This window comes from Aurantiacibacter sp. KMU-128 (assembly GCF_056933515.1).
The window spans coordinates 361527-385513 of sequence record NZ_JBXORT010000001.1; the positions used below are offsets into that span (position 1 = coordinate 361527).

A 23987-nucleotide genomic window follows, 5' to 3' on the forward strand; every position below is an offset into this window, starting at 1 on the left:
GCGGGGAGGCTGCTATTCCGCCGCCTCAACCCGCACCAGCAGCGCTTCCACCTGAACCTGCGCACCTTCGCTGGCGGAAAGCTCCGCCACCACACCATCGAAGGGCGCGGTGAGGGCGTGTTCCATCTTCATCGCTTCGAGCACCAGCAGCCGCTGGCCCGCGGTGACGGTATCGCCCTCCGCCACATCGACCGCGATGACCTTGCCCGGCATCGGCGCAAGGATGTCGCCATCGGCGGCGGCTCCGGGGCCGCCTTCCACGCGCGGTTCCGCTGCGAAATAGTGGGAAAGACTTTCGCCCTTTTGAATCCAGACGCCTTTCTTGCGCCAGTTGCGCTCGCTCGGATTCTGAATGCCAGTTCGCTCAAGATCGACCACTTCGGCGCGACCATCCACGGACAGGCGAACCTTGCGGTTTGCCGGGCCGTTCAGACGAAAACCGAACATCGAATTGAAGCGATCATTGCCGACCGGCGCCCAACCCAATTGGCCAGAGATATCGGCCAAGGGGGCGAGCATTTTGGTGTTGAGATGAGGCTCAAGATAAACGAGTGCGCCAGCACCGAGCGCCTCGTTCGGAATTTCGACTTTGGTTAGAGTTTCGCCTCGCCGCTCAATCAACCCGGTGTCCAGGTCTGCCGAAACGAACGACTCATCTTTCAAACAGCTCGCCAGAAATGCCGCGTTCGACCTAACGGGAAAGACCCATGCTGACTGGATCATCTCCAGCAGAAGCTCACGCGCCGCCTCACGGTCGTCGCCACAAGCAACCAATTTGGCAATCATCGGATCGTAGTTCGGGCTGATCTCGTCGCCTTCCTCAACGCCGGTTTCGATCCGGCCTTGATGGCCGAGGTCGAAATGCTCCAACCGCCCCGTACTCGGCAAAAACCCCTTCGCCGGGTCTTCGGCATAGAGCCGCGCTTCAATCGCCCAGCCATTGATGCTGAGCTCTTCTTGGCGAAGCGGAATCGGCTCGCCGCTCGCCACGCGCAGTTGCCATTCGACGAGGTCCACACCGGTGATCTCTTCGGTCACCGGATGCTCCACCTGCAGGCGGGTGTTCATCTCCATGAAGAAGATGCGGTCGGCGCGCAGGCCTTCGCTGGCGTCGGCGATAAATTCGATTGTCCCCGCGCCCTCGTAATCAACCGCTTTTGCCGCGCGCACTGCGGCGGCGCAGATCTCTTCGCGGGTCGCCCCGTCCATGCCGGGGGCGGGAGCTTCCTCGATCACCTTCTGGTGGCGGCGTTGCAGCGAGCAATCGCGCTCGAACAGGTGGACCACGTTGCCGTGACTGTCGCCGAACACCTGCACCTCGATATGGCGCGGCGAGTTAATCCATTTTTCGAGCAGAACTTCGTCATTGCCAAAGCTGGAGCGCGCTTCACGTTTGCAGCTTTCCAGAGCCGACTCAAAGTCTTGCTCCGCCTCGACTTTGCGCATCCCCTTGCCGCCGCCGCCCGCGACCGCTTTGATTAAGACCGGGTAACCGATTTTCTTGGCTTCGTTTGCCAGAGTTTCCGGCGACTGATCCTCGCCCTCATAGCCCGGCGTGACCGGCACGCCCGCCGCGCGCATCAGCTTTTTGGCGGCATCTTTAAGGCCCATCGCATCGATGCTCGAAGGCTTGGGGCCGACCCAGATCAGCCCCGCATCGATCACCGCCTGTGCAAAACCGGCGTTCTCGGACAGGAAGCCGTAGCCGGGATGGATCGCCTCCGCGCCCGTTGCCTTGGCTGCCGCGATGATCTTCTCGCCGACCAGATAGCTCTCGGCAGCGGGCGAGGGGCCGATATGCACCGCCTCATCCGCTTGGCGCACGTGCAGCGCTTTGGCATCGGCATCCGAATAGACCGCCACCGTCGCCACGCCCATGGCGCGGGCGGTGCGGATAATCCGGCAGGCAATCTCGCCGCGATTGGCGATGAGGAGTTTTGCAATCATTCGGCGGGCGGCCCCTCGCAGCCTTCGGTTTCGTGGCTGTAGGTAATGGTGGCGATCTTCCACGCCCCGTCGACCCGCATCAGCGTGAAGATATCGGTGCCGCAATGGCTGCGGTTTCCGTTGATGAGGAAGTCATAGCTGGCCGAAACCACCGCCACGGTCCCGAATTCCTGCGTGCGCAGATCCCACAGCGGCTCGGCAATGTCGAAGGGCAGGCCCGCCAATTGCGCGACCAGATCAGCCATTGGGCTGAAGCCGACATCATCCGGCCCATCGAGTTCCTGCACCGATGCGACCACCGTATCCGGCATCATCAATGCGGTCATCGCCTCGGCGTCCTTGGCGCTGAAGGCGTCCATAAAGGCGATCACGGTCGCTTCCGGCCCGGCGTCTTGCGCGTGGAGCGTGGCGGGGGCAACAAGCAGGGCAAGGGCTGCGAAAAGGGGTGCAAACAGGCGTTTCATCGGGGTTCCTCCTCCGGCGCAGAGATGCCCGCGGCGGCCCGCAATTGCAACCGAAAGCCGATGAACGCCTTGGCGTCAGGCGGGGCGCACGTCTTCATCCGGCAGCGGGGTGTCCCGGATGTCCGGCACTGGCCGATCCTTGCGCGCCATGGCCGTCAGATCGGCGCGCGTCCATAATGGCTCTGCCTCGGGCGGGTAGGAGCCGCTGACCGCTTCCACCAGCCCCGCACCGACAAGGCCGAGCTTCTGCAAACCGGTGGTGTAGACGCGGTGGTCCCACGCGGCTGGCCCTTGCGCCACAACCTCGCGCCCGATTTCGCCATAGATATTCGCCGCGGCAAGGATCGCCCAACGCTGGCGGAAGGCGAGGTGGCCTGCACCGATCCGCGCGCGGGCATCGTGCAGCTTCGCCATATCGACCATGCGGCGGGCGATTTCCACCAGCCGCTCGCGATACATCGGCTTCATGTGCTGCCCCGGCGGAATGTCCGCCTCCACCAGCCATTCCTCGGGAATGTAGCAGCGGCCCGCCGCGTCATCCTCCCAGATATCGCGCACGATATTGTTGAGCTGGAACGCGAGGCCCAGATCGCAGGCACGGTCGAGCGTGTCCTCCGCATCGGCGGGCACTCCCATCACCTGCGCCATCATCACGCCGACCGCGCCCGCGACGTGGAAACAATAGCGCATCAGATCGCCTTCGGTGCGCGGTCGCCAGCCTTCGGCATCAAGCTGGAACCCGTCGATTACATCGTCGGCCATGTCTTTGGTGAGGCCGGTCTCCGCTGCCACCAGGCCGAAGGCGTCGAAGGCTACTTCGGCGGTCGGCTGGCCGTCCAGCGCGCGGTGGGTGAGGATGCGGATGGCTTCCACGCGGTCGAGCGCGCTCGCTTTGTCGAGCTTCAGCTCCCCGCCGTGATCCTGCCCGTCGGCAATATCATCGCATTTTCGGCACCAGGCATAGAGCAGATGCGTCCGCTCGCGCGTCGTGCGGTCGAGCAGCATGGAAGCAACGGCAAAACTCTTGGAGCCCTTGGCGATGCTCGCCTTCGCCTTCTCGACCAGCGCCGCGCGGGGCCGCCCGCCGCCCACCTGCCGCGGCGTGGCTTTCACCACATGGCTGGCGACGAGGGGGCGCGGTTTGATGCGTTTCACAAATCCTCGACCTTCATCTGCACGATGGTCTGGATCGGTTCATAGGCTTCCATCTTCGCCAGCAGTTCAGCGAGCGTTTCGGCGACGATCATAATGTCCTTGTGCATCGGGCGGACAAAGCCCGTCTCCGCCATCTTGGCATAGAATTCCACCAGCCCGTCATAATAGCCAAAGGCGTTGAGCAGGCCGACCGGATCGCTGTGATAGCCCAATTGCGCCCAGCTGATCGCTTCCCACAATTCGTCCATCGTGCCCACACCGCCGGGCAGGGTGATGAACCCGTCCGACATATCGGTGAAGAGCTGCTTGCGCTGGTGCATGGTCTGCACGACGTGGAGTTCGGTGCAATCGGGATTGGCGACTTCCATATCGACCAGCGCCTGCGGGATAACCCCGATGACCTCGCCCCCCGCCTCGAGCGCGGAATAGGCAATCGCGCCCATCAGCCCCGCCTTGCCGCCGCCATAGACGACGCCGATGCCGCGCTCGGCGAGAGTGGAGCCGACTTCACGGGCAAGTTCGATATAACGCGGATCCTCCGGCGTAGCGGAGCCGCAATAGACTGCGATGCGGTTCATCTAAATTCCAACCCTGCAAACTTGCTCAAGAATTCTCATTTCGATGCTGTCCGAAGCCGGTGCGCGGAATTGCGGGGCAGCCAATTCGACAGAAGACTGTACAATGAAGCTTTGATCGTATTCTATAACAGCCGCAACAGCTGTCATGCGCCTGTTGCAATCATAGTATGAGCGGATGCGGCTTATAGAATGTAAGATAGTTCTATCGGTTTCGTGATTCTGCATGACCCATGCTTGCAAAAGTTCGAGGTCACCCCGATAGGTCGTGGGCCTGACCGAGTCCAATTCAAGAGTATAGCTCGTCCCGTTATCGTCCTCGCCAAAGCCCATTAGAACCATTTGCGTTGTCTGCGCTGATGCCGGGGACGACAAGTAGATCGATGCAGCTAGTAACGCTGTAGCGGCAATCTTTATGTGTTGTTCTATGGTCACTTGCCCCTCCACCATGCTGCGCATGGTCCCCCTCCCCGTGCCGGGGAGGATTTTCACCCCAGCAAATCCTCCACCATCAATCCTGCCGTTGCCTTCGCGCTTCCCACAACGCCCGGAATGCCTGCGCCTGGGTGGGTGCCTGCGCCGACGAGGTAGAAATTGTTGATCACATCGTCGCGGTTGTGGCCGCGGAAATAGGCGCTTTGCCACAGCAGCGGTTCGAGGCTGAACGCGCTGCCCAGATGCGCGTTCAGGTCCTGCGCGAAGTCTTTCGGCGCATAGTGGAACTTGGTCACGATCCGGTCGTGGATGTCGGGGATCAGGCGGCGGCCCACTTCGTCGAGCACGCGCTTTTCCAGCTCCGGCCCCACCGTGTCCCAATCGATCGGCATCTTGCCCATATTGGCGACCGGTACCAGCGCATAGAACGTACTCTTGCCTTCGGGCGCCATGCTCGGATCGGTAACGGTCGGGTGGTGCAGATAGATCGAGAAATCGGCAGGCAGCGTGCCCTTGGCGTAGATATCGTCCACCAGCCCCTTATAGCGCGGGCCGAACAGGATCATGTGGTGCGGAATGCCCGGCCAGGTGCCTTCCAGCCCGAAATGCACGACGAAGAGCGAGGGCGAGAAGCTCTTGCGCTTCAGTGACTTGGCGTAGCTTTTGCCGCGATGGCTGTCACCCAGCAGGTCTTTGTACGAGTGCATGATGTCGGCATTGCTCGCCACCGCATCGAAATCGCCGCGCCAGCCGCTTTTGGTGACAACGCCGGTGGCGCGGTTGCCGGTCGTTTCGACCTTTTCCACCGGATCGCCGACGATCATCGTGCCGCCCAGCCGCTCGAAATGGCGCACCATTCCGGCGATCAGGCGGTTGGTGCCGCCGCGCGCCCACCACACGCCGCCATCCTTTTCCAGCTTGTGGATGAGCGCGTAGATACCGCTTGTCTTGAACGGGCTGCCGCCGACCAGCAGCGTGTGGAAGGAGAGCGCCTCGCGCAGCTTCTCGTTGCGCACGAAACTGCTCACGGTCGAATAGACGCTGCGCCACGCCTGGTGCTTGGCAAGCGCAGGGGCGGCCTTCAGCATCGACTTGAAATCGAGGAAAGGCACCGTGCCCAGCTTCAGATAGCCTTCGCGGTGCACATCGGCGGAATATTGCAGGAAGCGGTCGTAACCCGCGATATCGGCGGGATCGAGCTTGGCGATATTCTTTCGCAGATCCGCCTCGTCATTCGAATAGTCGAAATTCGTCCCGTCGGGCCAGTTGAGGCGGTAGAAGGGCATGACATTCATCAGCTCGACGTCTTCTGCCATATCGTGACCGGTCAGCTCCCACAGCTCTTTCAGGCAGGGCGGATCGGTGATGACGGTGGGGCCAGCGTCAAAGGTGAAGCCGTCCTGCTGCCAGTGATAGGCGCGCCCGCCCACCTTGTCGCGGCCTTCGATCACAGTGGTGGCGATGCCAGCGCTTTGCAGCCGCATGGCGAGCGCCATGCCGCCGAACCCTGCGCCGATCACGCAGGCGGTGCGCCCCTTGGCGGTGCTTCCTTCAGGAGTGCTCATCGAATGTCCTTGGTGTCTGGCGCGAGGAGGCTGGGCGATTTGGCCAGCAGCGCCCGCGCGCCGCGATGGATGGGTATGGGCGGTTTGCCGGAGAGAACACGCAACTTGTCAAAAAGTGTCGAGCCACCGGCATAGAAGCGCTCGATAAGCGGCTCGGGCAGGCCGTAAAACCGTCCAAAAATGCGGTATCGGTGGTGCGGCGCCGCGCCGTGGAACAGCATCCGGCCGAGCGCACGGTAGAATCCCATGCGGCTCCAGTGGCGGCGCGCTTCGGCTTCCAGCTTGGCTGCGAGCTGGTCTCCAGGCAAATCCGCATCCTCGGCAATCGCCAGCGCGATATTGACCGCAATGGGCAGCGTATAGCTGGTGAGCGGGTGGACAAACCCGCCGCGCCCGCCCGCAATCGCCACGCCGGGAATGCGCTGCTCTGCCTGATAAGCAGCAAAATCGCCGCCGGTGATGACGGGCAGCACGCCTGTTTCAAACGCTACCGGCTCGCCATCGATGCCATGCGCGCGGCAATATTGGTCGATCCGGCCCGACAGCGCGCTGCGATCAAGCTGCGGCGTATCGGCGTAGTAGGTGTCCTCGACAAACACCTCTTCAAGCCCCAGCGGCAGGACATAGACGAACCGGTATGCGCCGCCATTGCCCGCCGGAGCCAACTGGTCGACCTGCGCGTCCATGATAACGGGGCGAGTGATGCCGTGCGGCCCGGCGGTGCGGATGTGGCGCCCCATGAAGACCTGCCAGCCGCCGCGCAGCGTCGCGGACGGGGTAAAACCGCGGCAATCGATCACGCAGCGCGCGGTGATCTCCTCGCCGCTTTCCAGCAGCACGCGGTCTGCTGCGATTTGCGCGACGCGCCGGTTCGTCAGCAGCGTGCCGGGCGCGAGTTCGCGCTCCAGAGTGGCAGCGAAATCGGGGCTGGCGAGCGAGCGGTAATCGGCCTCCAGCGTACGGGTCAGGCCGGGGAAGCGCACGTCATAGCCGTGCATCCATTCGGTCTTGCGAAACGGAGCCATCAACGCCTCGCCCGCAGGCGAAAGGTCGGTGGAGAACCAGCTCCAGCGGTGATTGCCGCCGATGGCCGCGCCGCCTTCGATCACGCGCACGCTGAGTTCAGGGCGCTGCTGGCGGAGCGCGAGCGCGATCAGTCCGCCCGACAATCCGCCGCCGACAATGGCAATATCACAGGTGCGACCGCTCATGCGCAGTGCCTTAGCGTATCGCGTGGCAGGCGCAATGGGGGCGGCGCTTCGCCGTCCGTTCAGTGCCCGTAGCGTGCCAACACGCTGGCGTAGATTTCCTGCAGCTGCGCTTCCTCGACCCCGGTCATCGGCTCGTTATCCATCGATACGCGGATGGCCAGCATCGGTTCACGCAGCGCCATCATGTTTTGCAGCATTCGCGGATTGCCCATGAGTATGGCGCCGATGGCTTCGATTTCGCCCTGCGTCAGATCCTGCATCGCGGTGGCGGTGGTGGCTTCGACCGATCGCTGCGCATCTTCGCGGGTAAACTCGTCCTCGGACATGAGCCGTTCCTGGCTCAATTCGAGCTGGTAATTGCTCCGCGTGGTGCGCAGCATCCGCTGGCCGAGATCGCTTTCATAGAGTTCGGCGATTTCCACCGCTTCCTCCTCGCTCATCAGCGGGGCGATGGCGGCGACGAAATCGGCTTCGTGCAGATTGCGGTTGCGTGTCATGTAGCTGGTGACGAGCGGTGTCAGTGCTTCTGCCAATGCGGCTTGGAAGCCCGGAGTGGCCGCTTCGATTTCCGCATGGAGCGGGGTCGCCGAGCCCATGATTTCCACCATGATATCCGCCAGTCGCCGTGCGCCCAGCCCGCCCGGATCGGACACCAGCACGCGGTAGAGCCGTTGATAGCCCTCGGTCTGCTGCGCATCGGCGAGAACCTGTGCCTCGTTGGCCGCAGCGAGAGCCGGAGGGGCCTGCACAAGTGCAAGCGCAATGAAAGGGAGAAGAATGTGCTTTTTCATAGGCCTCTGTGTATCATTGGCTGCACCGGCGCGCAAAGTGCTGTTCGCACCAACTGCGAAGAATTTACCGCACAGTGGAACCGCTTGGCCCGCCCGACTGTTTCAACGGCACTACAGACGGGATTATTGCATAATGAATTTTTGCCCTGCCACCACCTGTGCGGCCTTGCTTGCCATTGTCACGCCTGCCGCTGCTTTGGCGCAGGAAAGCGGTGACGAGCGCGCGAGCGGTCGCCCGCAGATCGACTTTGCCAATTCGGTGCTGGGCGGTGACTTTGTGACCGTGGGCGTGGGTGGAGCGTTATCGCCGTCCTATTCCGGCTCCGACGATTACACGCCCAATGTCCTGCCGGTGATTATCGGTTCCATCGGCGGCATCGATATCAACCCCAGCGCGGGCGGTGTGCAGCTTGACTTCGTGCCTGATGGCGATGGCGATGTCTCGTTCGATTTCGGCCTCGCCGCGCGCGTGCGCGGGGATCGCAATGGCCGCATTGTGGACGACATTGCCGAACAATATGGCGAACTCGACACGGCGATCGAAGTCGGCCCGCACGCCAGCGTCAGCTTTGACGGCGTGCTTATTCCGGTAGACTCGATCAGCGTCGGCACTTCGGTGCTGTTCGATGTGGCGGGCGCGCATGACGGTTTTACGGTCAACCCGACCGTGTCCTACAGTACACCCCTGAGCCTCGGCATCTTCGCCAATCTGAATTTCGGCGCCGAATGGGCGGACGCAAATTTCCAGGGCTACTATCTGACCTCAGACCCGCTCGCCTTCACCGGCCCGCCACAGGATGCGCTGCCCGCGTTCGAGCCCGATGGCGGCGGTTTCCGCTCGGTCAGCAGCACGCTGCTATTGGGCTTCGATCTTGACGGCAATGCGCTGAATGGCGGGTTGGGCGTGATCGTGATCGCCGGGTATTCGCGCCTGCTCGGCGATGCGGCAGAGACGCCTTTCACCAGCATTCGCGGATCGCGTGACCAGTTTCTCGGCGGCATCGGACTGACTTACACGTTCGGGTTGTAACGCTCGATCATTTGCGGCTTGCGCGGCCATCCAGCTGCGCGAGCAGGCCGGGCGGCAGGGCATATTGCTCGCCCGGAGCAATTTCCGAGCCAGGCGCTTGGATTTCGAGCGGAACGCCGTCGCGATCAATCGCCACCACTTCGGCCGCGTCGATCCATGCGTCCACAGGGTGCATGGTTCCCAAGGGATAAGCGCGCAGGTTGAAGCGCTCCTCGAGTATCTGCACGCTGTAAATCGCGCCTTCGACCATGAGCAGGCAGGTCACCGAGCGTGAACGCCCGTCGCGTCCCGAGAACCAGCCGTAGAGTTTGCCGGTTACGGGTGTTCCGTTCCTCCGCGCCCGGTGCGCACGCCAGATCGAATGCAGGCCCGCAAACCCGCCCCACAGGCAGAGAGCGGCCATCGGGGCGCAAGCCGCGCGGGCGGCCCAGTGCACTTCGCTGCCAACCGCCGTCAGGCCGGTGAGTGCGAAAGCCGTCAGGCCGATCCCCATGAAGGCGAGCAAGAGGAAGGCTTGCAGGTTCATGGGCTATGCCTGTCGCGGTGGTGCACGTGGTTGCAACCCGCACCACCGCGCAGCAGGATCAGTCTTCCAGCCCCAGATCCGGACGCGGGGCGGGCATCGGGGCGTCGCGGTCGCCGGTCATCAGATAGGTGTCGAACCACTCCATCATGCGCAGATTGTAGTCATACCGCGCCGCCGCCATCGCGTTGCCGTGGCCTTCATCGGGATACCATACCAGCCGCACCGGCGTATCGGGACGGCGCACGCGGATGTGGCGATAGAGCTCCGCGCTCTGCGTCGGGCTGACGCGCGGGTCGGCATCGCCGTGCAGGATCAGCAAAGGCGTATCGGCACGGTCGGCCCAGTAGATCGGGCTGCGGCGCAGGGTCTGTTCGTATTCCTCCCACGGATAGCGGCGGGCGTGGACGTTGTATTCCTCGGTCGGAATATCGGTCGTGCCCCATTTGGAGAGGATGTTGGAGATACCGACAAACATCACGCCGGCGGCAAATTCTTCCGAATAATGCGTGCTGCTCCATGCGGTGGCAAAGCCGCCATAGGAGCCGCCGGTCACGCCCACGCGGTCGGCATCGGCAATGCCTTCTGCCACCAGTGCGCGCTTGGCATCGACCAGATCGTCAAACTCGACGCCTGCCGCATCGCCCTGGTGCTGCATGGAAAATTCGGTGCCATAGGCGGTCGAGCCGCGATAATTGGGCAGGAACACGGCATAGCCCTGTCCCGCAGCGACCTGGCCAGGGCCGGAATAATTGGTGACCCAGCCATTGCTTTCATGCGCTTCCGGCCCGCCATGCACATCGAGGATCAGCGGAGCGCCGCCTTCGGGCACGCCGCCCACCGGCTCGATCAATACGCCTTCGATCTCGGTGCCATCACGCGCGGTAAAGGTGTAGGCGCGCTGGGCACCCATGGCGATGTTCGCCAGCCACGGATTGTGATCGGTCCAGCGTTCGAACCCGCGCCCGGTAAACAGGAACAGCTCGTTGGGATGGCTCGGCGAATTGGCTTCCACCGCCAGCCGGTTGCCGCCCTGCTCCAGACCTGTGAGGATCAAGCCGTCGGTATCATATTCGCGCAGCAGCGCGCCATCGGCGGAGTAGAAGCGCAGCACGCTCTGCACGCCGACATCGACGCTGACGGCCAAGCGGCCATCGGCCATCCACTCGGTATCGGTCGCCGCTTCGGCAGCACCGGCATTGATTGCGCGGAAAGCGCCCGTCGCGGTATCGACGAGATGCAGCGTGGTATCCGCCGGATCGTTCGCCGAAACGCCTGCGATCATCGACAGCTGCGAGCCATCAGGGGAGATTTCCAGATCGCCCAGCTTGCCCGGTGTCTCAATCGTCAGCAGGCTGCCGTCGGTCAGGTTGAGGATATGCGGGCGCCGGGCGGTGTAGCTGTCATCCACCAGCGGCGTCGGCGCGCTGGTGATCAGCGCCCAGTCGCCCGACGGCGCGATTTGGAAACTGTCGACATAGCCGGGAATGGCGATTTCGCGCGGTGCTGTGTCTACGCTGTCGCCGGTGTTGGCGACGAACATCCTGTTGAATTGCAGCTCTTCCTCGTAAACCACCGCATCGAAACCCGCGCGGCTTTCGGCAGCGCGTTGCGGGTTCGGAGCCGCGCCGACGAGCATATAGAGCTGGCTGCCATCGGGCGCGAAACCATAGGCCTGCACGCCCGCGCCTGCCACGCCGCCGAGCTGGCGATAGGCGCCGCCGCCCACGGGAACACCGTAAACGCCGCGATCCCCGCCGGTGGGCGTCCACAGGAAGGTCACCATGCCGCCATCGGGGGTGAAGTCCACGCCGGAAATGCGCATATCCTCGGGCAGCCACGCGGCCACATCCATCGGGCCCTCGGCGAGCATCAGCTGCTGGCGCGAACCGCCGTCGGGCTCGCCCTGCGAGACATCGGGCGCGTGGACGCGGGTGTAGGCGATGGTCGAGCCGTCATTGCTGAGCGCGATGGTGCCGGTGCTTTCGATGCGCGCGACATCGGCAGGCGTCATCACCTCTTGCGCAGCGGCGGGGACGGCGGGCAGGATCAGCGCCGTGGCGAGCAAAGCGGGGCGGAAATGGGTCATCTGTATCCTCTCGAATGAACTGTCGGGTGCTGGCATAGCCTCTGCCACGCCTGCTGGAAAGTTGCCGATGTAACCGCCTGCGTCTGAAGCGCGAATGACGGGCCACATCTCAACAAGGGGAATGCATCATATGACGACCGGTTTCAAAGGGGCGGCGCAAATTGCCGCCATCGCGCTCCTCATCACAGTGGTGACGCAGATCATCTACATCGCCATCAGCGATGGCGGGGGGACGCCGCCGCGCGACATTATCTGGTCGGTCGAGACGATTACCTTTGCCGTGCTTGCGCTCGCTGGCCTTGCCATGCTGCCCGCGCGCCCGCTGATCGGGGCGGGGCTGGCGACGGGCGGCATTCTCAACACCATCCAAGCGGGCATGGGCCTGGTCATGTTCGGCCCGCTGATGGAGGGCGGAGAAGCACTCGCACCTGTATTCAGCGCGGTGCTGGCAATGGCCTTCCTGCTCTATTTCGTGGCGAAAATCGCTCTCGGCGTGGCGGCTTTGGGCGTGGCGGGCGCGCTGTGGCAGACGAGCGGCGCGGGCAAGATCATCGGCGCGCTGGCGGGCCTGACGGGTCTCGCCACCATTGCAATCAACACAGCGGCGGTCTTCCCGGCGACCGACCTCACCTTCCCGGCAGGCGCGGCGGGCACGGCGGCGGCAGCGTTCCTCGCTCTGGCGCTGCTTTTTGTCAAAGCGCCTTCCGCGCAGTGATGTGATCGCCTAGCGTGCCCGCCTTAGCAATCGGAGGGGCGCGGGTTATGTTGAGAGCAATCACCACAGGACTGGCAGTGTCTGCGATGGCGCTCGCCAGCCCTTTGTTTGCGCAAGAGGCGGCTGAGCCGTGCGATTACGAGCTGGTGGTTCTCGGCGCGGGGCAGGATGCGGGCGCGCCGCAGATCGGCAATGCGGAGGATACAGGGCCGCGCCTGCTCCCCAGCTCGCTCGGCCTGATCGACCGCGTGGCGGGCCGCCGCTACCTCTTCGATGCGACGCCTGCGATCACCGAGCAACTGGCGATGCTCGATGCCATCGAACCGCCTGCCGAGGGTCTGGGCATAGACGGCGTGTTCCTCACCCATGCGCATATCGGCCACTATCTCGGCCTCGCTTACTTCGGACGCGAAGCGGCTAGTGCGAACGGGGTGCCCGTCTTCGCCATGCCGCGCATGGCGGAATTCTTGCGCAGCAACGGGCCGTGGAGCCAGTTGGTGGAGTTGGGGAATATCGGGATCGAGAGCCTGCAAGGAAACTTACCGCTCCATTGGGAGCAGATGATGATTACGCCCCTGCCTGTCCCCCATCGCGACGAATATTCCGAGACTGTCGCGTTCATGCTGACACCGGACTATGCAGGCGGCGTCCTTTACGTGCCGGATATTGATTTCTGGCCAGAGGGCGAGGCTGGAAATTTCCTCCGCGTGCTTCTTCCGTTTGTTGATAACGTCTTCGTCGACGCGACCTTCTGGGACGATAACGAGCTGCCCGGACGCGACATGAGCGAAATCCCCCATCCGCGCGTCACCGAAACGATGGATTTGCTGCAAGACCTGCCCGCAGAGCAGCGCGCCAAGGTGCATTTCATCCACTACAACCACACCAACCCCATCCGCGACCCCGACTCCCCCGAAAGCCGCGAGGTTGAAGCGCGCGGGTTCAATGTTGCAAGGCGGGGGGACAGGTTTTGTCTTTGACCTACATTCGTTCGTCCTGAGCCTGTCGAAGGACCTGCGCGCACTCTCCCAGTTCCGACTGCCCTGAGCTTGTCGAAGGGCTGCACTTCCTTTTGGACTGCGCGCCAAGCCAGAAAGAAAAGCAGTCCTTCGACAGGCTCAGGACGAACGAATGCTGGGGTCAATCTCCACCATCAACGATGACGAATACGGCTGCACCAACCCGCTCGCCGCATCCCAGCCGCCATGAAGCCATGTCCGCCACACACGCGGATCGGGCGGCAGGATGGCGGGCATCGCATCGCGTCCCAGCCGCTTCAGCACCGCATTGGGCTCCGCTGTCAGCAGCGCGAAGGACGGCACCTCGCTATCCATCCACACGCCCGCCATCGCGAACACGCGCTGGTCGCTACAGCCGAGCCAATGCTGGCGGCGCTTTCCGTCGCGGCCCTCAAGCCCCCATTCCATGAACGCCGTCGCGGGGACGAGGCAGCGGAATTCGGGGTTGCGCAGGTTTCCGATCCAGAACGGGCTGTCGGGATTGCGCACGCGCAGCACCGGGCGGCCCGCATCATGCGCGGAGCGGGGCGGTGGGACGCCCCATAGGCGCGGCACCATCCGCCATGGCTGGCGCTCTCCGCCCGGCCCGGCGACAAACTCGCGCCCTGCGGTGATCACCGGCGCAAACTTCTGCGGCGCGACATAGCCGCCGCTCCACGGATCATCGCCCGCCGCTATGCCGAACGTGGACGCAATCGCGCCCGCACCGGCATCGCAGCGGTAGAGCGTGGTCATGGCGAGCGGTCAGCGCCCGCGCAGGAACATATTGATCGTCAGCCGCCCCTCTTTGGGGTCGGTGCTCAGCTCGTGCGGGTTCGGGATCACACCCGAATGCAATTGCCGCCCGCGATACAGCACCAGCCGGTCGGGCCGCGCTTCGACTTCGCCGATCAGTTCGTAGCGGTCGGTATCGCCATAGCAATATTCGGGCGGCGGCATTCCGTATTCGGCCTCATCCGCCTCCAGCCCCGCATTATACGCTGCCTCGCGGTCATCGGTGATCGTTTCGAAGCCGGTGCGTTTGTGGCGGTAAAATGCCGTACCGCCGCTTTCGGGGCCGAGCAGATAATGCATGATCGCCACAACTTCGCCGCTCGCATGGTCGTAATGCGGGATGCGCTGGATGGGCGCCAGGTCCTCTGGCGCTAGCGTCACTAGCGAGAAGGTCGAGACATCGAGGCTGATGCCTTGCTTGAAGCCGAACACCTGTTGCAGCACCTGGAACATCAGATCGCGGTTGCGGTCGAGATAATCGGGCTCGCACCAGCTTCGCAGGCCCGGATACATCGCGCCCGCATCCTGATAGGTCGCGCTGCGCCCGCGTTCGAGCAGCTCGCCGGGAATGCCGCTGAACCCGTCAATAATGACGAGCGGCTCGCCTTCATTGCCGAGGCGTTGGATATTGACCTTTGCGTGGTTCATTCCCCGCTTGATTGCGGGCCAGCAGCGCGGGTGTCAACCAAGCCCTTAGGCGGCGCGGATACGCTCCACGAAGGTGCGCGCGCGTTCGGTCAGCATACTCGCCTGCGCTTCCAAGTCTTTCGAAGAGCCGAGCAGCTGGTCCGCCGCCGAGCCCACGCTGGTCGCCTGTGTCAGCAATTCATTGGCGTGGCTTTCCACATCGCTGGTTTCGCGTGCGGACATATCGATGCTGCGCGCCAGCTCCTTGCCCGCCACCGATTGCTGGTCGACCGCAGCGGCGATGGAGACGGACGTGGTTTCCAACTCGCGGATGCGTTCGCCAATCGCGCGCAGTTCGGCAACGCCGGTGTCGGTCGATTGCTGCATGGTGCGGATCTGGCCGCTGACATCTTCGGTCGCGCGGCTGGTTTGCGCGGCAAGTTCCTTCACTTCGGAAGCCACCACGGCAAAGCCGCGCCCGCTTTCCCCGCCGCGCGCGGCTTCGATGGAAGCGTTCAATGCAAGCAAATTGGTGCGGCTGGCAATCGCCTGGATCAGCTCGACGATCTGGCTGACTTCCTTCGCGGATGCGGCGAGCGTCGAAATGGTCTGGTCGGTTTCCTCGGTCACCCGCGCGGCATTGCGCGCCAGTTCTTCGGACTGCGTGGCCTGACGGCTGATTTCCTCGATCGACAGGGCAAATTCGTCCGATGCAGCGGCGGCAGCAGTCGCTCCGCTCGATGCGCGTTTGACCGCGTCGGCCACCAATTGCGCGGTTTGCGAGGAGCCATGCGCGGTTTGCGCCATGGCGGCAGCGGTGGCGTTGAGCTGGGTCGCGGCGGCGGCGACGCTGCCCGCGATCTCGCCCACCGTGGTTTCGAAATCGGCGGCGAGTGCAACCAGCTCGCGCTGGCGTTCTTCGGCATTTTCGGCAGCGAGCTGTTCGTTCGCCACGCGCTCTGCCAGCAGCGCATCGAGGCGCGCATAGTCGCGGGTAAAGGTGCCGAGCGACCGGGCGAGTTCGCCGATCTCGTCCTGCCGGCGCTGGCCGGTAATGGTGATGTCGCGCGCACCCTGCGATAGACGGGTCATCTCGCCGGTAATGGCGAAGACGGGCTCGGCAATTTCGCGTCGCATCACAGCATTCACATATAGCACCCAGATCACGCCGCCGATGGATATGGCTAGTGCGGCAATCGTCGTCTCGTGCAGCCATTCGGGCCGAAGCATGGTGGTAACGCGGAGAATCACGAGCGCGCTGAAGATCACCAACAGGCTTTTGTTATAGATGCCCATCTTCTCCATCAGCAGCCGTCGGCCGAAGAAGCGCGACACGCTCGTCGCGGTGCTGCGGCGGCGCGTGACCGGCAGGGCGTCGGTAGCGGCGATATCGCCTTCATACTGGTCAAGCACGTTTTGCGGCGCATTCATGGATGGTCACTCCGTTTAGGCCTGCTGTGCTAGGAAATCGTGGCTAACAAGTGGTTAAACCACGGCTAACTGCGCGAAAAAATACTTGGGACTCGCGCTTGTCTGGTGTAATACCGCGTATGACAACCTTGTCAGAAGCCACTCGCCATAAGGCGAGGGCATACTGCAATATCAACTGGCCGGAGAGGATTGATGGTGAGCGCGAGACGGACATTCAGGGTATCGGCAATGGCGCTGGCGATTGGTCTCGCCGCGTGCGGTGGAGGCTCTGCCGGATCGACGCCGGGGCCGGTGGCAACCGTGGCGCCCACACCTACGCCGTCACCCACGCCCACGCCTTCTCCCACGCCGCCACCCACCGGCACCTCGCGCCTTACCCAGGCCGATGCGCGCATCGGGGCCTGCGTCAACATGGCGAACCATCTGGAAGCCACCCCGACCGAAGGATCTTGGGGCAGGGCGATTAACGACAATGACATGGCTGACATCGCCGCCGTCGGGTTCGAGACAATCCGCCTGCCGGTGCGCTGGTCTGCCCATGCGAGCAATACGCCGCCTTACACCATCGATCCCGCATGGATGGCGCGCGTCGATACCGTTGTGGCGCAAGCGCGTGCCGCCGGTCTGCGCGTGATCCTCAACGATCACCATTACGACCAGCTCTTCATCACACCCAACACCGAACGCGCGCGTTTCGTGGCGATCTGGCGGCAGGTGGCGGACCACTTCAAGAATGCCGACGATATGGTCTGGTTCGAGCTGCTGAACGAGCCGCACAACCAGATCACCGACGCCAATCTGCTGAGCATTCTGGAGCCCGCTCTGGCCGAAGTGCGCGCCACAAATCCGACGCGGCCGGTCGTTGTCGGCGGCCAGAACTGGAGCGGCATCAACTCGCTGGCAACGCTACCGCTGCCCAATGACGATTATCTGATCGCCACTTTCCACTATTACGATCCGTTCCCCTTCACCCATCAGGGCGCGACATGGGTGAACCCGTCACCGCCCTTGGGCACGACCTTCGGCAGCGCACAGGATCTGGCCGAACTCGCCAGTTCGGTGCAGAAGGCGCAGGACTTCATGCAGCGCACCGGTCGCCCCGTCTTCATGGGCGAATATGGCGCCATCGAGCTGGCCGACCGCGCCGAACGGGCGGAATATTATCAGGCGGTCACCACTGCCTTCCGCAATGCCGGGGTCGATGGCTGCGTGTGGGGATACACCAACAGCTTCTCCTTCCGCGATCGCAACACCAATGAATGGTATCAGGATATGCTCGACGCGATTGGTCTGTAACCTGCCTCAAGACGGCGTGTAATAGGTCGGCGAACCCGGCCCCACCGGAAGGCCCAGCACGAACGTCCAGAGGTAGAAGAACAGGCTCCACGCGGTCAGGAAGAAGATCGTGTAGGGCAGCATCATCGCGATCATCGTGCCGACGCCCAGATCCTTTTGGTAGCGTGTCGCCCAGGCGAGGATCAGCCCGAAATAGCTCATCATCGGGGTGATGACATTGGTGGTGGAATCGCCGATGCGATAGGCGGCCTGGATCGCCTCGGGGGAATAGCCGATCAGCATCAGCATCGGCACGAAGATCGGCGCGGTCACTGCCCATTGCGCGCTCGCGCTGCCCAGCGACAGGTTGATGACCGCGCAGATCAGGATAAAGGCGAAGAACAGCGCGGGGCCGGTCATGCCCGTTTCCTGCAGGAAATTCGCACCCGTCACTGCCGAGATGGCGCCCATATTCGTCCAGCCGAAAAAGGCCACGAACTGTGCGGCGAAGAATACCAGCACGATATACAGGCCAAGCGAGGACAAAGCCGCCGCCATCGCGTCGATCACGTCGCGGTCGGTTTTCATCGTTCCCGCCGCGCGGCCATAGGCATAACCGATGGCGATGAAAAAGATGAGGATCCACACCACGAACCCGTCGAAGAAGGGGGAATCCATCCGGTCGCCTGTCTCCGGATTGCGCAGCACGCCCCAATCGGGAACCAGCGTCAGCGCCATCAGGCCAAGCACGGCCAGCAGCGCCAGTCCCGCCCAGCGCAGCCCCTTGCGCTCGGTGTCGGTAAGCGGCTGCATCATCGCGTCGTCGAGGATTTCCGGCTCCGCCTTGCTCGCATCAAATTCGCCCAGCTTGGGCTCGACGATATACAGGCTCACCAGCGTGCCGATGCCCGCAATGAGGAAGGTGGAGGCGAACATGAAATACCAGTTCGCGGTGGCCAGCACGGTGTAGTCGGGATCGATCAGCTGCGCGGCTTCCTGCGTGATGCCTGCCAGCAGCGGATCGATCGTGCCGATCAGCAAATTCGCCGAATAGCCGCCCGAAACCCCGGCAAAGGCCGCCGCCATCCCCGCCAGCGGATGCCGCCCCAGCGCGTAATAGACCGCTCCGGCCAGCGGGATCAGTACGACATAGCCGACTTCGCTCGCGGTGTTGGAGATGATCCCGGCAAACACGATGGCAAAGGTCACCAGCTTGGGCGGCGCGTTCATCACCATGGCGCGCACCGCGGCGCTGAGCAGCCCCGATTTCTCCGCCACGCCCACGCCCAGCATGGCGACCAGCACCACGCCGAGGGGCGCGAAGCCGGTAAAATTGTCAACGAGCCCGGTGAAAATCCGCCGCACACCGTCGCCGTTCAGCAGGCTGACCGCGCGGATCATCCCGTCTTCCGCGACGCCATTCGATCCCGCCGGTCGCGGGTCTTCCACCGCGACGCCCAGCCAGCCGAGCAGGCCGGAGAGCAGCACGATGCCGACCGCGAGCAGCGCGAACAGAGTCACCGGATGCGGCAGCAGGTTCCCCAACCATTCCACCCCGTCGAGAAACCGGGTGAAGGCGTTGCGCTTGCCTTTGGCGTATTGCGTGGTGGTGGCGGGGAGTTCGGTCATCGGGAGGCCTCGGTATGGGTCGCGGGATGGCGGATTTGCCTGCGTAGCGGCATTGGCGCGATACTCAAGGCCTGCATATGACTGTGCGATGAGCGGGGTTGCGGAAAGCGCGCCGCACACCGCTTGCACCCCTCCTGTTTTGCTATAGCCATAGGCGCATGGGCCAACTCATCCCGAACCGCCGCACGATCATCGTTTCGCTGGCGATCACCATTGCCGCTATCGCCATCCTGCTGCTGATGAACCGCCCGCCGATTTGCGAATGCGGCACCATCAAGCTGTGGCACGGGCAGATCAATGATGCGGGCAATAGCCAGCATATCAGCGACTGGTACACGCCGAGCCACATCATCCACGGGATGCTCTTCTACGCGCTCGGCTGGTGGTTGTTCGTGCGGCGCGGTTGGGGCGGGGTGAATGCGGTGCGCTGGGGCCTGCCGCTGGCGGTGCTGCTGGAGGCGGCGTGGGAAGTGCTCGAAAACACCGAGATGGTGATCAACCGCTTCCGCTCGGTCACCGCCAATTTCGGCTATTCGGGCGACAGCGTCCTGAACTCCGCCGCCGATATCGGCTGGATGGCGTTCGGCTTCTGGCTGGCTTTGCGCCTGCCGGTGCGGTTGACCGTGGCCCTTGCGCTGCTGGGCGAGGTCGTGGCAGCACTGGTGGTGCGCGACGGACTGGCATTGAACGTCATCATGCTGCTGTTCCCGATAGACGCGATTGCCGAATGGCAGGCGGCGGGAACACACGGTTAGGCTCAGCGCATCCTCCTCCGGTGGTAGCGCGTCCGTGCGACAATCACGCCGACCAGCAGCGCCCATCCCGCCGCCATTGCCATCCATCCCCAGTGCTGCATCGGCAGCGGCCCCAGCATCCACGGCCCGCCCATGCGCGGCCATGTGAGCAAGCCGCACGCCAGCAACACCAGCGCGAGACCGCTCCACCGCCACCCCCGCGCATAGCGGCGCAATTCACGGCGATAGGCAGCACGGGATTCCGGAGATGCAAGATCGGGCGGCGACATGGCTGGACTATGTGCGCGGCGCTCCCTATTGTCGAGCTATCCCCGGGGAGCCAGTGTTGGCCGTAGCGATGTTTCGCGAAGGCCCGACGAGAATGGCTGAGAGGGGCGTGTCACGCCGCCCGACCCGTTGAACCTGAACCCGTTAGCACGGGCGGAGGGAAGGGCAGTCTTTGCGGCCCGTATTCCCTCTGCCTTTTGGAGAGAGAGCACATGGCCGACATCAATTCGCAGTTCGAAATCGGCGTTACCACCGGCCCGATTCGCGGCAGCCGCAAGATCTATGTGGGAGACCGCAAAGTCGCCATGCGCGAGATCGATCTGGAGCCGTCCAGTGGCGAGCCGCCGGTGCGGGTGTATGACACGTCCGGCCCCTACACCGATCCCGAAGCGAAGATCGACATCCGCGCCGGCCTGCCCAAGCTGCGCCGCGAATGGCAGCTCTCCCGCGGCGATGTCGAGGAGTATGACGCGCGCGAAATCAAGCCGGAGGATAACGGCCAGCTCGGTCCCGACCGCAGCGGCGGCGTGCCTGCCTTCCCCAATGTCGCCAAGCGTGTGCTGCGCGCCAAGCCGGGTGCGAACCTCTCCCAGATGCACTATGCCCGCCGCGGGATCATCACGCCGGAAATGGAATATGTGGCGGAGCGCGAGAACCTTGGCCGCGCGCGGCTGAAAGAGGCGCGCCATGATCGCGGGCAAAGCTGGGGCGCCAGCATCCCCGATTACGTCACCCCCGAATTCGTCCGCGATGAAGTCGCACGGGGCCGCGCCATCATCCCCTCCAACGTCAACCACCCCGAATGCGAGCCGATGGCGATTGGCCGCAACTTCCTCGTCAAGATCAACGCCAATATCGGCAACTCCGCCGTCGCCTCCGACGTGGCGAATGAAGTCGACAAGATGGTCTGGTCGATCCGCTGGGGCGCGGATACCGTCATGGACCTCAGCACCGGCCGCAACATCCACGACACCCGCGAATGGATCATCCGCAACTCCCCCGTCCCCATCGGCACCGTCCCGATCTACCAGGCGCTGGAGAAAGTCGGCGGCGTGGCCGAAGACCTCACCTGGGACATCTTCCGGGACACGCTGATCGAGCAGGCCGAGCAGGGCGTCGACTATTTCACCATCCATGCGGGCGTGCGCCTGCCCTATGTCCCGATGGCCGCCAAGCGCGTGACCGGCATCGTGTCGCGCGGCGGCTCGATCATGGCGAAGTGGTGCCTCGCGCATCACAAGGAGAGCTTCCTCTACGAGAAGTTCGACGAGATCACCGAGATCATGAAGGCCTATGACATCGCCTATTCGCTGGGCGACGGCCTGCGCCCCGGCAGTATCGCCGATGCCAATGACGAAGCGCAGTTTGCCGAGCTCTACACTCTGGGCGAGCTTACCCACCGCGCGTGGAAGGAAGACGTGCAGGTGATGATCGAAGGGCCGGGCCATGTGCCCATGCACAAGATCAAGGAGAATATGGAAAAGCAGCTGGAGGTGTGCGGCGAAGCGCCGTTCTACACGCTCGGGCCGCTCGTCACCGACATCGCGCCGGGATACGACCATATCACCAGCGGCATCGGCGCGGCACAGATCGGCTGGTACGGCACCGCGATGCTTTGCTACGTGACGCCGAAGGAGCATCTCGGCCTGCCCGACCGTGACGATGTGAAAGTGGGCGTGGTGACGTACAAGCTGGCCGCCCACGCGGCGGATCTGGCGAAGGGCCACCCGGCGGCGCAGGTGCGCGACGACGCGCTGTCAAAAGCGCGCTTCGAATTCCGCTGGCGCGACCAGTTCAACCTTAGCCTCGATCCCGATACGGCCGAGCAATATCACGACCAGACCCTCCCCGCAGAGGGCGCGAAGACGGCGCATTTCTGCTCGATGTGCGGGCCGAAATTCTGCTCGATGAAGATCAGCCAGGACGTGCGCGATTTCGCCTCGAAGCAGAACAGCGACCCCGACAGCTTCCTCGCCTCGACCAAATCCGGCGCGGACACCGCCGAGGAAAGCCGCCAGGCGGCGCTCAAGGGGATGGAGGAGATGAGTGCGAAATTCCGCGAGGGCGGGGATTTGTATGTGCGGGAGGGGTGAGGCCCATGGCTAAGAAATCGGCGCGACAGCTAATTGATGAAAATCTAGCCGCCCAAGATGATGGCGTTCAATGGTACTTCAGTGTCTTACCAGAGGTGTTGGACAACGTATCAACTCCGAGCCCAGCTCTGGCATACGCTTTTCAACTAATCGAAGGCGCGCAACGCACGGCATTGTATGCGCTAATCATGCGAGAATATCGCACTAATAGCACGCTTACTTGGGAAGCAGTTGACCGGTTAGACATCACGCGTTCCAATTTTCCGATTATTTTTGAGAATGTTTTGGGGAAGAAACTAGATAAATCAGGACGGGATATAATAGAGCCAGCGGAAGAAGTTCGCGATGCTATCATGCACGGACGTGAGAAGTCCGATGCAGAGATTCACAGAGCCATTTTGCAATGTCTTCGCTACGCTGAGTTCATAAATTCTCAGTTTGAGCGCAAGGCAGGGTTCAGGCCAGTAGGCCCTCTACGAGGAGTGACCAGCAAGAAGGGCGCACCTCAACTCCCCAAGAAGACCAGCCGAGCTGTTCTGCGTGGCCTAGGTTTATGAGTTGAGCGGACAGACTGGGTGCATTCCTTGCCTAACTCGAGGTATCTAATCCGTAATACGCTAATGCCCCTTTTGTTAGAACATCGGTGGCGACCCCGATCCCGACCTTCCAAGTTCCATCGACCGCCTTCGCAATATTCTCGCCAATCCATTTCTTTGCCTTCGCGCCGAATGGCTCTGCCACGGACTCTGGCGACTCTGATTTGACGACCTCAGCAAACTCTCCCGCCGCCGCAAGCGGGATTCCGTTGTTGGTCAAGAAAGCTATTAGCGATTCAACATCGCCCTTTTTCCCCTCGAAATTGATCGAGCCGATCGAACCGGAGTTGCTAACATTTTGCATCATACCGTGGACGGTTTGGTGGAAAATCTGAGTTACAGCCTGTGAATTCGCAGCCACGTCATTTTCCGGACCCTTGCCAACCTCAATTGCAGCGGCGCCTTCGATGTTTTCGAATTCAAGCGTCAGATCGAGCAAGCGTCCCCGCACCGCATGTTGTAATTCTGATAACTGCGACACACCAAGAATACCTTTGACCTCGTTGCAAGCGTAGCCCTCATAGACCTTACCTTGAAGCATAAGGATGAGGTTGGATGCATTGATATGGAGAGTACCAGTCCCATCAGACGATTTGACCAGTTCATCAACCGCTGCAATGCTTTGACGCATCTCGTGGGTGTTCCATTCCTCTCCGGCGAATTGTTGGATTAGATAATTTGGGATCGGCGCGTTGTTAATGCCAGAGCCAAAAGGGCCGCTGAAAGTGCCACGGTAGGCAATGCCTAGCCGCCGATACTCAGGAACTTCAACTTCGAAAGGATAGCCCTCCAACTCGTGGTTAATCCAATCCTGTAGAGGTTGACTCTTCAGCTTGGCAGCCAAGAACTTGAACTTAAGCAGTACCGGCGCGATGGGGGATTTTTCCTGGAGGAGGGACGATTGAATATCGGATAGGAGTGACATAAGCTCAACATAGGTCGCGACTGAATATATACCAGAAATCTTGAGAGAAATTTTTACGACCGATGGTGCGTTGTCGATCGCCAACTTTCTGTGTTA

General features: G+C 62.6%; 24 protein-coding genes and 1 riboswitch. Of the genes, 7 read left to right on the forward strand and 17 right to left on the reverse strand.

What is annotated here, in order from left to right; genetic code table 11:
* Positions 1–12 precede the first annotated feature (12 nt).
* From ACS0VV_RS01855 to ACS0VV_RS01890, 8 genes are all read right to left on the reverse strand, one after another.
* Positions 13–1947, reverse strand: coding sequence for an acetyl/propionyl/methylcrotonyl-CoA carboxylase subunit alpha (locus tag ACS0VV_RS01855; protein ID WP_483531037.1), 1935 nt, complete (start codon positions 1945–1947; stop codon positions 13–15).
* Positions 1944–2411, reverse strand: a complete 468-nt coding sequence (locus ACS0VV_RS01860) for a nuclear transport factor 2 family protein (protein WP_483531038.1) — start codon at positions 2409–2411, stop codon at positions 1944–1946. The genes ACS0VV_RS01855 and ACS0VV_RS01860 overlap by 4 nt, the downstream gene beginning before the upstream one ends.
* 75 nt (positions 2412–2486) lie before the next feature.
* On the reverse strand, positions 2487–3566 hold the full coding sequence (locus ACS0VV_RS01865; protein ID WP_483531039.1) for a phytoene/squalene synthase family protein: 1080 nt from the start codon (positions 3564–3566) through the stop codon (positions 2487–2489).
* Positions 3563–4144, reverse strand: a complete 582-nt coding sequence (locus tag ACS0VV_RS01870; RefSeq protein ID WP_483531040.1) for an LOG family protein — start codon at positions 4142–4144, stop codon at positions 3563–3565. Before ACS0VV_RS01870 ends, ACS0VV_RS01865 begins: the two co-directional genes overlap by 4 nt.
* Positions 4145–4600: a surface-adhesin E family protein gene (locus ACS0VV_RS01875; protein ID WP_483531041.1), complete on the reverse strand. Its 456-nt coding sequence runs from the start codon at positions 4598–4600 to the stop codon at positions 4145–4147. It lies immediately after the preceding gene.
* A 29-nt stretch (positions 4601–4629) separates the two neighbouring features.
* The gene (locus tag ACS0VV_RS01880) at positions 4630–6141 is read right to left on the reverse strand and encodes a phytoene desaturase (RefSeq protein WP_483531042.1); all 1512 of its coding nucleotides are present in this window, start codon (positions 6139–6141) and stop codon (positions 4630–4632) included.
* Positions 6138–7352, reverse strand: coding sequence for a lycopene beta-cyclase CrtY (gene crtY / locus ACS0VV_RS01885; protein ID WP_483531043.1), 1215 nt, complete (start codon positions 7350–7352; stop codon positions 6138–6140). The genes ACS0VV_RS01880 and crtY overlap by 4 nt, the downstream gene beginning before the upstream one ends.
* A 59-nt stretch (positions 7353–7411) precedes the next feature.
* Positions 7412–8143 (reverse strand): DUF2059 domain-containing protein, encoded by a 732-nt coding sequence (locus ACS0VV_RS01890; RefSeq protein ID WP_483531044.1) that lies wholly within the window; start codon positions 8141–8143, stop codon positions 7412–7414.
* Positions 8144–8276: 133 nt separating this feature from the next.
* Here ACS0VV_RS01890 and ACS0VV_RS01895 point away from each other — a divergent pair, with 133 nt between their 5' ends.
* Positions 8277–9173, forward strand: a complete 897-nt coding sequence (locus ACS0VV_RS01895; RefSeq protein ID WP_483531045.1) for a MipA/OmpV family protein — start codon at positions 8277–8279, stop codon at positions 9171–9173.
* 7 nt (positions 9174–9180) lie between these two features.
* On the opposite strand, the gene ACS0VV_RS01900 is transcribed toward ACS0VV_RS01895, so the two are convergent.
* Positions 9181–9699: a hypothetical protein gene (locus ACS0VV_RS01900; protein ID WP_483531046.1), complete on the reverse strand. Its 519-nt coding sequence runs from the start codon at positions 9697–9699 to the stop codon at positions 9181–9183.
* A 58-nt stretch (positions 9700–9757) separates the two neighbouring features.
* Positions 9758–11785 (reverse strand): alpha/beta hydrolase family protein, encoded by a 2028-nt coding sequence (locus tag ACS0VV_RS01905; protein WP_483531047.1) that lies wholly within the window; start codon positions 11783–11785, stop codon positions 9758–9760.
* A 130-nt stretch (positions 11786–11915) separates the two neighbouring features.
* Here ACS0VV_RS01905 and ACS0VV_RS01910 point away from each other — a divergent pair, with 130 nt between their 5' ends.
* Together ACS0VV_RS01910 and ACS0VV_RS01915 are read left to right on the forward strand one after the other, a co-directional pair.
* The gene (locus ACS0VV_RS01910; protein WP_483531048.1) at positions 11916–12500 is read left to right on the forward strand and encodes a hypothetical protein; all 585 of its coding nucleotides are present in this window, start codon (positions 11916–11918) and stop codon (positions 12498–12500) included.
* Positions 12501–12547: 47 nt separating this feature from the next.
* Positions 12548–13480: an MBL fold metallo-hydrolase gene (locus ACS0VV_RS01915; RefSeq protein ID WP_483531049.1), complete on the forward strand. Its 933-nt coding sequence runs from the start codon at positions 12548–12550 to the stop codon at positions 13478–13480.
* Between the two features lie 138 nt (positions 13481–13618).
* On the opposite strand, the gene ACS0VV_RS01920 is transcribed toward ACS0VV_RS01915, so the two are convergent.
* The 4 genes from ACS0VV_RS01920 to ACS0VV_RS01935 form a co-directional block, all read right to left on the reverse strand.
* Positions 13619–14254 (reverse strand): SOS response-associated peptidase family protein, encoded by a 636-nt coding sequence (locus ACS0VV_RS01920; RefSeq protein WP_483531050.1) that lies wholly within the window; start codon positions 14252–14254, stop codon positions 13619–13621.
* Positions 14255–14263: 9 nt separating this feature from the next.
* Positions 14264–14941, reverse strand: coding sequence for a DUF6445 family protein (locus ACS0VV_RS01925; RefSeq protein WP_483531051.1), 678 nt, complete (start codon positions 14939–14941; stop codon positions 14264–14266).
* Between the two features lie 45 nt (positions 14942–14986).
* Entirely contained in the window at positions 14987–16351 is a 1365-nt protein-coding gene (locus tag ACS0VV_RS01930) for a methyl-accepting chemotaxis protein (RefSeq protein ID WP_483531052.1), read from the reverse strand.
* A gap of 131 nt (positions 16352–16482) precedes the next feature.
* Positions 16483–16764 (reverse strand): hypothetical protein, encoded by a 282-nt coding sequence (locus ACS0VV_RS01935; protein ID WP_483531053.1) that lies wholly within the window; start codon positions 16762–16764, stop codon positions 16483–16485.
* Here ACS0VV_RS01935 and ACS0VV_RS01940 point away from each other — a divergent pair.
* A complete protein-coding gene (locus tag ACS0VV_RS01940; protein WP_483531054.1) occupies positions 16763–17647 on the forward strand; it encodes a glycoside hydrolase family 5 protein in 885 nt (294 codons plus the stop codon). The genes ACS0VV_RS01935 and ACS0VV_RS01940 overlap by 2 nt on opposite strands.
* Positions 17648–17653: 6 nt before the next feature.
* Here the strand turns inward: ACS0VV_RS01940 and ACS0VV_RS01945 are convergent, their stop codons facing one another.
* Positions 17654–19255, reverse strand: coding sequence for an AbgT family transporter (locus tag ACS0VV_RS01945; RefSeq protein ID WP_483531055.1), 1602 nt, complete (start codon positions 19253–19255; stop codon positions 17654–17656).
* A 158-nt stretch (positions 19256–19413) separates the two neighbouring features.
* Between ACS0VV_RS01945 and ACS0VV_RS01950 the strand changes: the two genes are divergently transcribed.
* Entirely contained in the window at positions 19414–20010 is a 597-nt protein-coding gene (locus ACS0VV_RS01950; protein WP_483531056.1) for a DUF2585 domain-containing protein, read from the forward strand.
* Between the two features lie 2 nt (positions 20011–20012).
* Here ACS0VV_RS01950 and ACS0VV_RS01955 read toward each other — a convergent pair whose 3' ends face one another.
* Positions 20013–20279 carry a hypothetical protein gene (locus tag ACS0VV_RS01955; RefSeq protein WP_483531057.1) on the reverse strand — a complete coding sequence of 89 codons (267 nt, stop codon included), beginning with the start codon at positions 20277–20279 and terminating at the stop codon, positions 20013–20015.
* Positions 20280–20312: 33 nt separating this feature from the next.
* Positions 20313–20456, forward strand: a riboswitch (TPP riboswitch).
* 33 nt (positions 20457–20489) lie between these two features.
* On the opposite strand from ACS0VV_RS01955, the gene thiC reads away from it, so the two are divergent.
* Together thiC and ACS0VV_RS01965 are read left to right on the forward strand one after the other, a co-directional pair.
* Positions 20490–22370 (forward strand): phosphomethylpyrimidine synthase ThiC, encoded by a 1881-nt coding sequence (gene thiC, locus ACS0VV_RS01960; protein WP_483531058.1) that lies wholly within the window; start codon positions 20490–20492, stop codon positions 22368–22370.
* A gap of 5 nt (positions 22371–22375) precedes the next feature.
* A complete protein-coding gene (locus ACS0VV_RS01965) occupies positions 22376–22927 on the forward strand; it encodes a hypothetical protein (protein WP_483531059.1) in 552 nt (183 codons plus the stop codon).
* 31 nt (positions 22928–22958) lie between these two features.
* On the opposite strand, the gene ACS0VV_RS01970 is transcribed toward ACS0VV_RS01965, so the two are convergent.
* The gene (locus tag ACS0VV_RS01970) at positions 22959–23975 is read right to left on the reverse strand and encodes an AbiTii domain-containing protein (RefSeq protein ID WP_483531060.1); all 1017 of its coding nucleotides are present in this window, start codon (positions 23973–23975) and stop codon (positions 22959–22961) included.
* Between the last annotated feature and the right edge of the window lie 12 nt (positions 23976–23987).

Coding starts and splice junctions, on each gene's coding strand:
- ACS0VV_RS01905 (WP_483531047.1), bottom strand. CDS start 11,785: ATGACCCATTTCCGCCCCGCTTTGCTCGCCACGGCGCTGATCCTGCCC.
- ACS0VV_RS01890 (WP_483531044.1), bottom strand. CDS start 8,143: ATGAAAAAGCACATTCTTCTCCCTTTCATTGCGCTTGCACTTGTGCAG.
- ACS0VV_RS01900 (WP_483531046.1), bottom strand. CDS start 9,699: ATGAACCTGCAAGCCTTCCTCTTGCTCGCCTTCATGGGGATCGGCCTG.
- ACS0VV_RS01860 (WP_483531038.1), bottom strand. CDS start 2,411: ATGAAACGCCTGTTTGCACCCCTTTTCGCAGCCCTTGCCCTGCTTGTT.
- ACS0VV_RS01920 (WP_483531050.1), bottom strand. CDS start 14,254: ATGACCACGCTCTACCGCTGCGATGCCGGTGCGGGCGCGATTGCGTCC.
- thiC (WP_483531058.1), top strand. CDS start 20,490: ATGGCCGACATCAATTCGCAGTTCGAAATCGGCGTTACCACCGGCCCG.
- ACS0VV_RS01895 (WP_483531045.1), top strand. CDS start 8,277: ATGAATTTTTGCCCTGCCACCACCTGTGCGGCCTTGCTTGCCATTGTC.
- ACS0VV_RS01880 (WP_483531042.1), bottom strand. CDS start 6,141: ATGAGCACTCCTGAAGGAAGCACCGCCAAGGGGCGCACCGCCTGCGTG.
- ACS0VV_RS01875 (WP_483531041.1), bottom strand. CDS start 4,600: ATGCGCAGCATGGTGGAGGGGCAAGTGACCATAGAACAACACATAAAG.
- ACS0VV_RS01910 (WP_483531048.1), top strand. CDS start 11,916: ATGACGACCGGTTTCAAAGGGGCGGCGCAAATTGCCGCCATCGCGCTC.
- ACS0VV_RS01915 (WP_483531049.1), top strand. CDS start 12,548: ATGTTGAGAGCAATCACCACAGGACTGGCAGTGTCTGCGATGGCGCTC.
- ACS0VV_RS01930 (WP_483531052.1), bottom strand. CDS start 16,351: ATGAATGCGCCGCAAAACGTGCTTGACCAGTATGAAGGCGATATCGCC.
- ACS0VV_RS01965 (WP_483531059.1), top strand. CDS start 22,376: ATGGCTAAGAAATCGGCGCGACAGCTAATTGATGAAAATCTAGCCGCC.
- ACS0VV_RS01955 (WP_483531057.1), bottom strand. CDS start 20,279: ATGTCGCCGCCCGATCTTGCATCTCCGGAATCCCGTGCTGCCTATCGC.
- ACS0VV_RS01925 (WP_483531051.1), bottom strand. CDS start 14,941: ATGAACCACGCAAAGGTCAATATCCAACGCCTCGGCAATGAAGGCGAG.
- ACS0VV_RS01950 (WP_483531056.1), top strand. CDS start 19,414: ATGGGCCAACTCATCCCGAACCGCCGCACGATCATCGTTTCGCTGGCG.
- ACS0VV_RS01945 (WP_483531055.1), bottom strand. CDS start 19,255: ATGACCGAACTCCCCGCCACCACCACGCAATACGCCAAAGGCAAGCGC.
- crtY (WP_483531043.1), bottom strand. CDS start 7,352: ATGAGCGGTCGCACCTGTGATATTGCCATTGTCGGCGGCGGATTGTCG.
- ACS0VV_RS01870 (WP_483531040.1), bottom strand. CDS start 4,144: ATGAACCGCATCGCAGTCTATTGCGGCTCCGCTACGCCGGAGGATCCG.
- ACS0VV_RS01855 (WP_483531037.1), bottom strand. CDS start 1,947: ATGATTGCAAAACTCCTCATCGCCAATCGCGGCGAGATTGCCTGCCGG.
- ACS0VV_RS01940 (WP_483531054.1), top strand. CDS start 16,763: ATGGCGAACCATCTGGAAGCCACCCCGACCGAAGGATCTTGGGGCAGG.
- ACS0VV_RS01935 (WP_483531053.1), bottom strand. CDS start 16,764: ATGTTGACGCAGGCCCCGATGCGCGCATCGGCCTGGGTAAGGCGCGAG.